Origin of the sequence: Pseudomonas sp. V88_4 (assembly GCF_029967985.1) — a bacterium.
GTDB classification, from domain to species: domain Bacteria; phylum Pseudomonadota; class Gammaproteobacteria; order Pseudomonadales; family Pseudomonadaceae; genus Aquipseudomonas; species Aquipseudomonas glycinae.
Window position 1 is genome coordinate 486,112 of record NZ_JASCAF010000002.1, and the last position, 12,175, is coordinate 498,286.

Annotated in this window: 10 protein-coding genes and 1 pseudogene; 10 read left to right on the plus strand and 1 reads right to left on the minus strand. The window is 61.1% G+C overall.

All coding sequences use genetic code 11. The annotated features are described in order from the left end of the window. Nucleotides 1-70 precede the first annotated feature (70 nt). The 10 genes and pseudogenes from arnB (at nt 71) to QLG12_RS04805 (ending at nt 11,051) form a co-directional block, all read left to right on the plus strand. On the plus strand, nt 71-1,219 hold the full coding sequence (arnB, locus tag QLG12_RS04760; RefSeq protein ID WP_197867800.1) for a UDP-4-amino-4-deoxy-L-arabinose aminotransferase: 1,149 nt from the start codon (nt 71-73) through the stop codon (nt 1,217-1,219). Beyond that, entirely contained in the window at nt 1,216-2,238 is a 1,023-nt protein-coding gene (gene arnC, locus QLG12_RS04765) for an undecaprenyl-phosphate 4-deoxy-4-formamido-L-arabinose transferase (protein WP_282474027.1), read from the plus strand. The genes arnB and arnC overlap by 4 nt, the downstream gene beginning before the upstream one ends. Next, nucleotides 2,235-4,226 carry a bifunctional UDP-4-amino-4-deoxy-L-arabinose formyltransferase/UDP-glucuronic acid oxidase ArnA gene (arnA, locus tag QLG12_RS04770; protein WP_197867801.1) on the plus strand — a complete coding sequence of 664 codons (1,992 nt, stop codon included), beginning with the start codon at nt 2,235-2,237 and terminating at the stop codon, nt 4,224-4,226. The genes arnC and arnA overlap by 4 nt, the downstream gene beginning before the upstream one ends. Further along, nucleotides 4,226-5,110, plus strand: coding sequence for a 4-deoxy-4-formamido-L-arabinose-phosphoundecaprenol deformylase (gene arnD / locus QLG12_RS04775; protein WP_197867802.1), 885 nt, complete (start codon nt 4,226-4,228; stop codon nt 5,108-5,110). The genes arnA and arnD overlap by 1 nt, the downstream gene beginning before the upstream one ends. Beyond that, nucleotides 5,107-6,756: a lipid IV(A) 4-amino-4-deoxy-L-arabinosyltransferase gene (gene arnT / locus QLG12_RS04780; protein ID WP_236192844.1), complete on the plus strand. Its 1,650-nt coding sequence runs from the start codon at nt 5,107-5,109 to the stop codon at nt 6,754-6,756. Before arnD ends, arnT begins: the two co-directional genes overlap by 4 nt. After that, the gene (gene arnE, locus QLG12_RS04785) at nt 6,753-7,097 is read left to right on the plus strand and encodes a 4-amino-4-deoxy-L-arabinose-phosphoundecaprenol flippase subunit ArnE (protein WP_065257283.1); all 345 of its coding nucleotides are present in this window, start codon (nt 6,753-6,755) and stop codon (nt 7,095-7,097) included. Before arnT ends, arnE begins: the two co-directional genes overlap by 4 nt. Then, nucleotides 7,094-7,507: a 4-amino-4-deoxy-L-arabinose-phosphoundecaprenol flippase subunit ArnF gene (gene arnF / locus QLG12_RS04790; RefSeq protein ID WP_197867804.1), complete on the plus strand. Its 414-nt coding sequence runs from the start codon at nt 7,094-7,096 to the stop codon at nt 7,505-7,507. Before arnE ends, arnF begins: the two co-directional genes overlap by 4 nt. Continuing rightward, nucleotides 7,504-8,864, plus strand: a pseudogene (locus tag QLG12_RS04795) (UDP-glucose/GDP-mannose dehydrogenase family protein). The gene arnF and the pseudogene QLG12_RS04795 overlap by 4 nt, the downstream one beginning before the upstream one ends. A gap of 15 nt (nt 8,865-8,879) precedes the next feature. Beyond that, a complete protein-coding gene (locus tag QLG12_RS04800; RefSeq protein WP_282474028.1) occupies nt 8,880-10,478 on the plus strand; it encodes a glycosyltransferase family 39 protein in 1,599 nt (532 codons plus the stop codon). A 54-nt stretch (nt 10,479-10,532) separates the two neighbouring features. Continuing rightward, nucleotides 10,533-11,051, plus strand: a complete 519-nt coding sequence (locus QLG12_RS04805) for a GNAT family N-acetyltransferase (protein WP_197868059.1) — start codon at nt 10,533-10,535, stop codon at nt 11,049-11,051. Between the two features lies 1 nt (nt 11,052). Here the strand turns inward: QLG12_RS04805 and QLG12_RS04810 are convergent, their stop codons facing one another. After that, on the minus strand, nt 11,053-12,018 hold the full coding sequence (locus QLG12_RS04810; RefSeq protein ID WP_197867807.1) for a LysR family transcriptional regulator: 966 nt from the start codon (nt 12,016-12,018) through the stop codon (nt 11,053-11,055). Nucleotides 12,019-12,175 lie beyond the last annotated feature (157 nt).

Consider the following 12,175-nt stretch of genomic DNA (forward strand, 5'->3'; position numbering starts at 1 on the left):
TTGCGTCTACGCTGGGATTGGATCCGATGAACAGATGGATCTGTCCATTTTTTTTCGAAATGAGGTGTCCATGAGTCAGGCGTTTCTCCCCTTCTCTCGCCCGAGTATCGGCGATGAAGAAATTGCGGCTGTCGAGCAGGTTCTACGCTCGGGCTGGATCACCACCGGGCCGAAAAACCAGGCACTTGAAGAACAGTTCGCGCAGTACGTGGGATGCAAGTACGCCGTTGCACTGTCGTCTGCCACCGGCGGCATGCACATCACCCTGCTGGCCCTGGGTATCGGCCCCGGCGATGAAGTCATCACGCCGTCGCAGACCTGGGTCTCCACCGCCAACATGATTTCCCTGCTGGGCGCCACGCCGGTGTTCGTCGATGTCGACCGCGACACCCTGATGACCGACGCCGCGCGCATCGAAGCCGCCATCACGCCACGCACCAAGGCCATCATTCCGGTGCACTACGCCGGTGCCGCCTTCGATCTGGATCCGCTCTATGCACTGGCGGACAAGCACGGCATCGCCGTGATCGAAGACGCCGCCCATGCCGCCGGGACCCGCTACAAGGGCCGCCACGTCGGCTCCCACGGCACCGCGATCTTCTCGTTCCACGCGATCAAGAACATGACCTGCGCCGAAGGCGCGATGTTCGTCACCGACGACGAAGCCCTGGCCAACCGTGTGCGCATGCTCAAGTTCCACGGTTTGGGCGTCGATGCCTACGACCGCCTGACCGGTGGCCGCAAGCCGCAGGCTCAGGTCATGGAGCCGGGCTTCAAGTACAACCTGGCGGACATCAACGCCGCCATTGCCCTGGTGCAACTGGAGCGTCTGGACGCCATCAACGCCCGCCGCACCGAACTTGCCAGTCAATACCTGCAAAAACTCGAAGGTCTGCCCGTGCAACCGCTGGCCGTGCCGCAGTACGCCCAACAGCACGCCTGGCACCTGTTCATCCTGCGCATCGACAGCGAGCGCTGCGGGATGGATCGCGAAGCCTTCATGAAGGGCCTGCAGGAGCAAGGCATCGGCACCGGTATCCATTTCATCGCCACCCACCTGCACACCTGGTATCGCCAGCGTGACCCTGACCTGTACCTGCCCGACACCGAATGGAACTCGGCGCGGCTGTGCTCCATTCCGCTTTTCCCCGACATGACCGACCAGGATCTGGATCGTGTTGTCGGCGCCATCGCCACTCTTATGGACAAACGCTCGTGAGACCTTACCCGATTAAATGCGTGTCGATCGTCATCCCGGTCTACAACGAACAGGACAGTCTGCCTGAGCTGCTTCGGCGCACAGAGGCGGCCTGCGCCCAACTCAGACATGACTACGAAATCGTGCTGGTCGACGACGGCAGCCGCGACGAGTCGGCCAGCATGCTGGAAGAAGCCGCCGGTCGCGAAAACAGCCCGTTCGTGGCGGTCATCCTCAACCGCAACTATGGTCAGCACGCTGCGATCATGGCCGGTTTCGAGCAGTGCAAGGGCGACGTGGTCATTACCCTCGACGCTGACCTGCAGAACCCGCCGGAAGAAATTCCGCGTCTGGTGGCCGAAGCTGAAAAGGGTTACGACGTCGTCGGTACCGTGCGCGGCAACCGTCAGGATTCGGCCCTGCGCCGCTACCCGTCAAAGCTGATCAACCTCGCCGTGCAACGCTCCACGGGTGTGGCCATGAGCGACTACGGCTGCATGCTGCGCGCCTACCGCCGCACCATCATCGACGCGATGCTCGCCTGCCGCGAACGCAGCACGTTCATTCCGATCCTGGCCAACAGCTTCGCCCGCCACACCACCGAAATTGTCGTGGCCCACGCCGAGCGTGAACACGGTGATTCGAAATACAGCCCGATGCGCCTGATCAACCTGATGTTCGATCTGGTCACCTGCATGACCACCACGCCGCTGCGTCTGCTGAGCATCGTCGGCTTCGCCATGGCGGGTCTGGGCGCACTGTTCGCCGTTGCGCTGATCGTCCTGCGCCTGGTATTCGGCGCGGTCTGGGCCGGTGACGGCACCTTCGTACTGTTTGCGGTGCTGTTCGTGTTTACCGGTGGCCAGTTCATCGGCATGGGTCTGCTGGGTGAATACCTGGGGCGCATGTACAGCGACGTGCGCGCCCGCCCGCGCTTCTTCATTGAAAAGGTGTTGCGCAGCCAGCCGGCCTCCCCGGCGCCTGCGGTCACCGTTGACGGCCTTACTTCCAATTCCACTTCCGATCAGGTTCTCTCATGAGTGCAAAAACTGTTGTCTTCGCTTACCACGATATTGGCTGCGCCGGCATTGAAGCCCTGCTCAACAGCGGCTATGACATTGCAGCAGTGTTCACTCACGCCGATGATCCGAAAGAAAACACCTTCTACGCCTCAGTTGCACAGCTGTGCGCCAGCAAAGGCATCCCGGTTCACGCGCCGGAAGACGCCAACCACCCGCTGTGGATCGAGCGCATCGCCAAGCTCGACCCTGATTACATTTTCTCGTTCTACTACCGCAACCTGCTGAGCGAGCAACTGCTGGCCCTGGCCAAAAAAGGCGCGTTCAACCTGCACGGCTCGCTGTTGCCACGCTACCGTGGCCGCGCACCGGCCAACTGGGTGCTGGTCAACGGCGAAACCGAAACCGGCGTCACCCTGCACCGCATGGTCAAGCGCGCCGATGCCGGCGCCATCGTTGCCCAGCAACGCGTTGCCATCGAGCGCAGCGATACCGGTCTGACCCTGCACGCCAAACTGCGCACTGCCGCCAGCGACCTGCTGCGTGACACCCTGCCGAACATGCTGCAAGGCAAGATCACCGAAACCCCGCAAGACGAATCGAAGGCCACCGTATTCGGCCGTCGTACGCCGGCTGACGGCAAGCTGGTCTGGGCCAGACCGGCCGAGCAGTTGTTCAACCTGGTTCGCGCCGTGACCCGTCCGTACCCGGGCGCCTTCTGCGCCGTGGGCGAGCACAAGCTGATCGTCTGGAGCGCCGAAGTCGTCAAGGGCAATGAAGGTCAGGCGCCGGGCCGCGTCATCAGTGTCGATCCGCTGCGCATCGCCTGCGGTGAAGATTCGCTGGTGATCAACGCCGGTCAGCGCAACGACAACGGCCTGTACCTCAGCGGCCCGCAACTGGCCAATGAACTCGGTCTGGTGGACGGTTCGCTGCTGCGCGGTGCCGAGTCCGGCCGTGGCCCGCGCCGTACACGGGTACTGATCCTCGGCGTCAACGGTTTCATCGGCAACCATTTGTCCGAGCGCCTGCTGCGTGACGAGCGCTACGAAGTCTATGGCCTGGACATCGGTTCCGACGCCATCGACCGCCTGCGCAGCCACCCGCGTTTTCACTTCGTCGAAGGCGACATCAGCATTCACTCGGAGTGGATCGAGTACCACATCAAGAAATGCGACGTGGTGCTGCCGCTGGTGGCCATCGCCACGCCGATCGAATACACGCGCAACCCGCTGCGGGTGTTCGAACTCGACTTTGAAGAAAACCTGAAACTGGTGCGCTACTGCGTCAAATACAACAAGCGAGTGATCTTCCCGTCGACTTCGGAAGTCTATGGCATGTGCCAGGACAAGCACTTCGACGAAGACCGCTCCAACCTGATCGTCGGCCCGATCAACAAGCAGCGCTGGATCTACTCGGTGTCCAAGCAACTGCTGGACCGGGTGATCTGGGCCTACGGCGCCAAGGGCCTGAACTTCACCCTGTTCCGTCCGTTCAACTGGATGGGCCCACGCCTGGATCGCCTCGACTCGGCGCGCATCGGCAGCTCCCGCGCCATCACCCAGTTGATCCTCAACCTGGTGGAAGGCACCCCGATCCGCCTGTTCGACGGCGGCGAGCAGAAACGCTGCTTCACCGACATCGCCGACGGCGTCGAGGCGCTGGCGCGGATCATCGATAACGACAACGACGTCTGCAACGGCCAGATCATCAACATCGGCAACCCGGAAAACGAGGCCAGCATCCGCCAGTTGGGCGAAGAGTTGCTGCGTCAGTTCGAGGCTCACCCGCTGCGTTCCAACTTCCCGCCGTTCGCCGGTTTCCGCGACGTGGAAAGCAAGGCGTTCTACGGCGCCGGTTACCAGGACGTGGAACACCGCAAGCCAAGCATCGCCAACGCCAAACGCCTGTTGAACTGGGAGCCGACCGTGGAAATGCGCGAGACCATCGGCAACACCCTGGACTTCTTCCTGCGTGAAGCCATGCTCGAAATCGCGGACAAGCGTTGATGCAGGCAGGTCTTCGTATCGATGTCGACACCTACCGAGGCACCCGTGAAGGGGTGCCTCGGTTGCTGGAAATCCTCGACGAAGCGCAGGTCAAGGCAACGTTTTTCTTCAGTGTCGGCCCGGACAACATGGGCCGACATTTGTGGCGCCTGATCCGTCCGCAATTCCTCTGGAAAATGCTCCGCTCCAATGCCGCCGGCCTGTATGGCTGGGACATTCTGCTGGCCGGCACTGCCTGGCCGGGCAAGCCGATCGGTCGCGATCTCGGGCACCTGATGCGTCAGGCCCGGGACGCCGGTCATGAAGTCGGCCTGCACGCCTGGGATCACCATGGCTGGCAGGCCAATGCCGGCACCTGGAGCGACGCGCAACTGATCGAACAGATCCGTCGCGGCGTCGACACCCTGAGCGACATCATCGGCGAGAAGATCCAGTGCTCGGCCGCCGCGGGTTGGCGTGCGGACGAACGCGTGATCGAAGCCAAGGAAACCTTCGGCTTTCGCTACAACAGCGATTGCCGCGGGCAACAACTGTTTCGGCCGCTGCTGGCCGACGGTTCGGTGGGTGCGCCGCAGATTCCGGTGGACATGCCGACCTTCGACGAGGTGGTCGGCCCGACCGTCGCGGCCAAGGACTTCAACGCCTTCATCCTTGACCGGTTCCGTCCGGACAACCTCAACAACTACACCATTCATGCCGAAGTAGAAGGGATTCTGATGGCCGAAGAGTTTCGTCGATTGCTGGCCGATGCACGCCAGCGACATATCGAGTTCAAGCCTTTGGGCGATCTGTTGCCCGAGTTTCTCAACACATTGCCTGTCGGCCGTGTGCAACGTGGCGCCCTCGAGGGCCGTGAAGGCTGGCTGGGAGTGCAAGGCGCATGAGCAAACGCTGGGCTTTGCCGCTGCTGATTGGACTTATCCTGCTGGCTTACCTGCTGCCGCTCGGCACGCATGGCTTGTGGATTCCCGATGAAACCCGTTACGCACAGATCAGCCAGGACATGCTGCTGAGCGGCAACTGGGTGTCCCCGCATTTCATGGGCCTGCGCTATTTCGAGAAGCCGATTGCCGGTTACTGGATGATCGCGCTGGGCCAGGAACTGTTCGGGCAGAACCTGTTCGGCGTGCGTTTTGCCTCGGCCCTCAGCACCGGTTTGAGCGTGCTGTTGTGCTTCCTGGTCGCCCGTCGCCTGTGGAACGAACCGAGCAAGAGCTTCATCTGCGCCTTGCTCTACATGAGCTTCACGGTGGTTGCCGGTCAGGCGGGTTATGCCAACCTCGATCCGCAGTTCACCTTCTGGGTCAACCTGAGCCTCGTCGCCCTGTGGTTTGCCGTTGACAGCCGCAGTACCTGGCAACGTGTGATCAGTTGGGCGGTCCTGGGGCTGGCCTGCGGCATGGGGTTCATGACCAAGGGTTTTCTCGCCTGGCTGCTGCCGGTGTTGATCGCCCTGCCCTGGATGCTCTGGCAGAAGCGCTGGCGTGAACTGCTGATCTACGGTCCGGTGGCGGTTGCCGTGGCGATCGTCGTCAGCCTGCCGTGGGTCCTCGCGGTTCACGCTCAGGAACCGGACTACTGGCGGTTCTTCTTCTGGCACGAACACATTCGCCGCTTTGCCGGTGACGATGCCCAGCACGACGCACCGTGGTGGTTCTACCTTCCGCTGCTGGTCGCGTTCAGCCTGCCGTGGGCAGGCATGCTGCCGCCAGCCTTCAAGCAGGCCTGGCAGACCCGCGCCCAACCGGGCATTGCGTTCCTGCTGCTGTGGCTGGTGATGCCTCTGGCGTTTTTCAGCACCGCCAACGGCAAACTGCCGACCTACATCCTTCCGTGCCTGCTGCCGCTGGCACTGTTGCTGGGTCATGCCCTGGCCGACCGTTTGCGTCTGGAACAGGGCCGGGCACTGAGCATTAATGGCTTGCTTAACCTGGTTCTGGGTGTCGTCACGCTGATCGCACTGGTTTACCTGCAACTGAAAAAACCGGTGTACGACCATGAGCTGCACAGCATGGTGCTGGTGTTCATTGCCCTGATCGGCTGGATCATCGCCAACCTGGCGCAAGCGTTTCTACCGCTGCAGTGCTGGGCCGCTCCGGCGCTCGGCAGTCTGTTGCTGATAGGCGTCCTGCCGGCCGCGCTGCCAAAGTCGGTGGTAGCCAACAAGACTCCGGACCAGTTCATCCTGCATCACCTCGACGAACTGTCCGGCACGGCTCATCTGCTGAGCAACGATCTCGGTGCCGCTTCGGCACTGGCCTGGCGCCTGAAGCAACCCAAAGTGGCGTTGTACAACACCGTGGGCGAGCTGAAGTACGGCCTGAGCTATCCAGAAGGCGCTGAACAGCGGATCACCACCGACGAAGTCCAGCAGTGGGTACGCGATGCCCGCCGCACCGGCTCGGTCGGCGTGGTCATGCGAGTCAAGGGCGACGACGAACTGCGTGAAGTCGACCTGCTGCCCAAGGACGGTACCCGTTACGAGCAAGGCAACCTGGTGATCATCGTCCTGCCCAAGGATCCGTCATGAGTTGGTTGCTGTTGCTGACGGCGTGTCTGCTGACGTGCCTGGGCCAGGTCGCGCAAAAGTATGCAGTGGAAAGCTGGCGCGGGGTCGACTCGTCCTGGGCCGACAAACTGCGCTCGCCGTGGCTGTGGCTGGCCCTGTTCGCACTGGGCTCGGGCCTGCTGGTCTGGTTGCTGGTGCTGCAACGCCTTGAAGTGGGCATCGCGTACCCGATGCTCAGCCTCAACTTTGTGCTGATCACGCTGATCGCGCGTTTCGTGTTTCGCGAACCGATCGATCGCCAGCACTGGATCGGTGTGGCGCTGGTGATTGGCGGCGTGGCACTGCTGGGGCAACAGTCATGAGCCAGGGACGCGGAATCGGCTTCGCCCTTGGCAGCGTGTTTCTGGTCAGCGGCGCCCAACTGGGCATGCGCTGGAGCATGACGCGCCTGCCGCAGCCGGAACAATGGTTGTCCGCGCTGACCACCGGCAACGTCGATCTGACGGCGCTGGCGGTGGTGTTCACAGCCATTCTCGCTTATGCGCTGTCGATGCTCTGCTGGCTCGCCGCCCTGCGCGACCTGCCGCTGGGCCGGGCGTATTCACTGCTGAGCATCAGCTATGCGCTGGTGTACTTGCTGGCGGCCAGTCTGCCGCTGTTCAACGAATCCTTCAGTTTCTCCAAATCACTGGGTGTGGCACTGGTCATGCTCGGCGTCATCACTATCAACACTCGTCCGGCACAAGCGCCCGATTTGAGGAGTGCTCCATGAAAATCACAGTATTTGGAAGCGGTTACGTCGGCCTGGTGCAAGCCGCGGTTCTGGCCGAGGTCGGCCATGATGTCGTGTGCATGGATATCGATCAGAAAAAGGTCGAACTGCTCAGCCAGGGTCACGTCAGCATCTTTGAACCGGGCCTGTCGAGCCTGGTGCGTGAAGGCCTGGATTCCGGCCGCCTGCACTTCACTTCCGATGAAAAGTTTGCCGTACAGCACGGTCGCGTAGCGTTCATTGCCGTGGGCACACCGTCCAGCGAGGATGGCTCGGCCGATTTGAAATACGTGCTGTCGGTGGGCGATGCCGTTGCCCGTCATCGTGAACAGCCGCTGATCCTGGTGGAAAAGTCCACCGTACCGGTCGGCACCGGCGACACCTTGCGTGCGCACATCCAGGCCGCACTGGACAAGGCGGGGCGTGCCTTGCAGTTCGATATCGTCTCCAACCCGGAATTCCTCAAGGAAGGTTCGGCAGTCTCCGACTGCCGCCGTCCGGACCGCATCGTCATCGGCTGCGAAAGCGATGAAGTGCGCGACGTGATGCGCGACCTGTACTCGCCGTTCAACCGCAACCATGACCGCATCATGTTCATGGACCTGCGCAGCGCCGAGCTGACCAAGTACGCCGCCAACTGCATGCTGGCGACCAAGATCAGCTTCATCAACCAGATCGCCGAACTGGCCGAGCACCTGGGCGCCGACATTGAGTCGGTCCGTCAGGGCATCGGCGCCGACACGCGCATCGGTTATCACTTCATCTATCCGGGTTGCGGTTACGGCGGCTCGTGCTTTCCCAAAGACATGCGCGCGCTGATCCACAGTGCCGAACAGGCCCATTGCTCCAGCGACCTGCTGCAAGCGGTCGAAGCGATCAACGAGCGTCAGAAGCACAAGCTGTTCGACCGCATCAATGCGTTTTACAAAGGTGATCTGCGCGGCAAGACCTTCGCCCTGTGGGGCCTGGCGTTCAAGCCGAACACCGATGACATGCGCGACGCGCCCAGCCGCGTCCTGCTCGACTCGCTGTTTGCCGCCGGCGCCAGCGTTCGCGCCTTCGACCCGGAAGCAATGCAGGAAACCCAGCATCTGTACCCGAATGAAGAAAAACTGATGCTAATGGGTACCCCGGAATCGGTACTGTCCGGTTCCGACGCGCTGATCATCTGCACCGAATGGCAGCAGTTCAAGGCGCCGGATTTCGACCTGATCCAGCAACGCCTCAAGGCCCCGGTGATTTTCGACGGCCGTAACCTGTACGACGCCGATCGCCTGGCACGCAATGGCTTCAAGTACTTCCCGATCGGCCGTGGGGATTCGCGCAAGCTGCCGATCCCGCTGCAACAATGGCCTAACACCGCGGACGTCGCTTGATCTCGTTGTCGCCTGTCATCCGCCGGCAGTCCCTGATCGCAGGGCTGCTGGCACTGTTGTTGTTTATCGCCGGGGTTTACGGACAGGCACCCATTGGCTTCGACTCACGTTTTGTACTGTTTGCCCAGGAGATGCTGAGACACGGGCCGACGGTATTCCCCACCACTTATGGCCAGCCGTACGCCGATTATTCGGCCGTATCGACACTGTTCATCTGGCTGTTGTCCCTGCCCTTCGGTGCGATCAATACGCTCACGGCGTGGCTGCCCAGCGCTATCGCCGGCGGGGTGATCGTGACGTTGATGTACCGCTTGCTGGCTGTGCATTCGCAACGCTGGGCATTGACCAGCATTGCGCTGCTGATGCTCACCAGCACCTTCATCACGGAAGTCCGGGCGGTGTCGCAAGACCTGATGCTGGCTGCCGTGGCGCTGTCGGTGTTCTACCTGGGCTACGCACACGACCATTTCGGCTCCGGCCGGCGCTGGCCGCTGATCTTCGTCCTGTTGCTGCTGGGCTTCGGCATCCGCGGGCCAATCGGGCTTGTGGTGCCAACCGGCATGCTCTGCAGCTATTACCTGCTCAACCGTCAGTGGACACGGTTGTTCGTGTTCGGTGTGCTGGCGTCGATCCTGCTCGCGGTGTGTGTCGGCCTGTTGTTGTGGCTAGCCAAGCTCAGCGGCGGCGAGGCTTTCCTGCAAGACGTGATCCGCATGCAGTTCATGGGGCGCATGGACGGCAGCGAAGGCGTCAGCGGTTCGCTGTATTACTTCACCAGCTCACTGGGCAACTACGCGCTGGCGTATCCGCTGGCCTTGCTCGCGCTGGCGGCGGCATGGCTGAGCAAGCCCCGGCAACGCGGCCAGGCTTTGCGACTGGTGCAGTATTGCGCCGCTGCGGGGTTGATCGTGATGCTCGGTCTGTCGATTCCACAGGCGAAGAAGGCGCGTTACCTGCTGCCGATGTTGCCGATGGCAGCCATCATCGCCGCGTATCCGTTCCAGGTGGCTCACGGTCGAGTGTTTGCGTGGCTGCGCGGGATCATTCAGGCCTTGTGGCTGCTGACACCACTGTTGCTGATCGTTGCCCTGCTGGTTGCGCGACGCAAGTTCCCGGAGCTGTTGACCGGTGTCATGCCGGTGCTGATCGTGCTGGGCGTGCTGCAATTGCTGGCGTTGTCCCGACTGTGGAAGCCGCGCTGGCGTGCCGAAGTGCTGGCTCTGAGCGCGGTGCTGGCGTTGTGGACGTTCTATGCGGCGGTGTTCGAACCGGTAGAACGGGATCTCTACGACACCCGTTCTTTCAGTCGTGCAGCGTTCGCTCAGGTTCAACAGAACCCGGCGCCGCTTGTGCTGCATGGCATGGGCAAGGACGCCAAGGCGATCAAGTTCATGGTCAACGTCGAGCAGGACCTGCAACCGCAGTTCACCGAAACCGTTCAACAACTCGAAGCCCTCAAGGCCCCGGCCTGGCTGATCATGGACAGCAAGGACCTGCAATCGCTGCAAGGTACGCCGCTGGCCAGCCTGCAACCGGTCTTGACCGGGCGTTTCGACAAGAACGATTACGTGCTGTTGTATCTGAAACCCTTGTAGTGCCCGGCGAAGGCTGCGATCTTGCGCAAGATCACAGCCTTCGGCCGCTACAGCATGACCTTCACTATTCGCCTCGCCCGGCCCGCCGACGCGGCCACCCTCCCCGCCATCGAACGCTCGGCCGCCGAGCTGTTCCGCCTCGACCCGACACTGGCCTGGCTCGCCGATGCCGACGTAGCGGATGCAGCGCTGCATTTGCAGGCCATCGAGCACGCAAATGTATGGGTTGCAGAAAACTCCGACGGACAACTTGCAGGTTTCTTAAGAGCCGTTGAAATCGACGACCAGTTGCACGTTGAGGAACTGTCCGTCAGCCAACACTTTCAGGGCCGGGGCATCGGTCGCAAGTTACTGTTGGGCGTGATTGAACACGCGCGACAGCGGCAACTTGAGGCGATCACACTGACCACTTTTCGCGACCTGCCGTGGAATGCGCCGTTTTATCAACGAATGGGTTTTACCCTGTTGAGCGCTCACGAAACCGCTGCCTATGTGGTCGAGTTCCTGAACAGTGAAATTGCCCACGGATTACCCGGTGAACGCCGTTGCGCAATGCGGCTGAGGCTGCGCTGATTTATTGCGGTGCCTTCAGATCAACGCCCAACGCCTGAGCGAACGCCTTCACCAACGGACTGCGCACGGTGTTGTGACGCAGGATCAGATTGAACGGCGTGGCGATGTTGATTCGCTCCGGCAACACCGCACGAAACTGCCCCGCCGCCACCAGCGTGGCGGCGTAATGCCGGGGCAGGAAGCCTACGAAGCGCCCGGTCTTGATCAGCAGCGCCACGGCTTCGACCTGGGTCGCCGAGGCGGAAAAACTGTCGTAACGGGCAAAATTCAGTTTGTCGCGATGGATCGCGTAGCGGTGGTTGATGCACTCGTAATCTTGCAGCACGTTGCTACTCATCTGTGACTCGGGCATGTCGAACAACGGATGGCCGACAGCGCAGTAAACTTCCGAACGTTCTTCATATAACGGGTAATAATCGAACTCTTCGCGCTTTTGATAAACCGGGACGATACCGGCAACCAAGCGACCTTCAACCACGCCTCTTTCAACCTCATCCAGCTGGGTCGCCTGAAGTTGAAACCTTACTTTCGGTGAATGTTCATTTATCTTTCTAAGCGCAGCAACTAACGGTGAATTATCGTCGCTAATCGTATTGTCGATCACCCCCACTCCGAGATCCCCGATAAGTTCGTTCTGCGCGGAACTAAGCCGGTCACGAAAGTTGTCGACCGAGGCAAACAGATCAATCGACGCCTGATACACCAGGCGCCCTTCTTCGGTCAGGTGAAACCCTTCACGGCCCCGAGTGCACAGGCGCATGCCGATGCGGATTTCGAGGTCGGAGATCTGTTTGCTGATCGCGGCCAGGCCCACGTTCAGCTCGTTTTGCGCCGCGCTGAAGCCGCCGGCCTCGACCACCGCCTTGAACACCTTGAGCAGTTTGAAATCCAGTCCGCTGAGGGCCAACGGTGCCCGGTGAGCGGTTTTGACCGGTGGGTTTCCGGAATTGGAAAGTGGGGTTTCCATAATGCTGATTTACCTCTGGCGCAATGTTCAACAATCTGTGTCCAACAACAAAAACATCGCCGGCTAATAATAATGATCACAGAAAACCAGCCTTGGCAACCGTCAGAAAATTCCGAACATCAGTGCCAACTCACTGATCGCCAAACATCAAAAGCTG

Coding starts and splice junctions, on each gene's coding strand:
- arnB (WP_197867800.1), top strand. CDS start 71: ATGAGTCAGGCGTTTCTCCCCTTCTCTCGCCCGAGTATCGGCGATGAA.
- arnA (WP_197867801.1), top strand. CDS start 2,235: ATGAGTGCAAAAACTGTTGTCTTCGCTTACCACGATATTGGCTGCGCC.
- arnD (WP_197867802.1), top strand. CDS start 4,226: ATGCAGGCAGGTCTTCGTATCGATGTCGACACCTACCGAGGCACCCGT.
- arnT (WP_236192844.1), top strand. CDS start 5,107: ATGAGCAAACGCTGGGCTTTGCCGCTGCTGATTGGACTTATCCTGCTG.
- arnE (WP_065257283.1), top strand. CDS start 6,753: ATGAGTTGGTTGCTGTTGCTGACGGCGTGTCTGCTGACGTGCCTGGGC.
- arnF (WP_197867804.1), top strand. CDS start 7,094: ATGAGCCAGGGACGCGGAATCGGCTTCGCCCTTGGCAGCGTGTTTCTG.
- QLG12_RS04805 (WP_197868059.1), top strand. CDS start 10,533: ATGACCTTCACTATTCGCCTCGCCCGGCCCGCCGACGCGGCCACCCTC.
- QLG12_RS04810 (WP_197867807.1), bottom strand. CDS start 12,018: ATGGAAACCCCACTTTCCAATTCCGGAAACCCACCGGTCAAAACCGCT.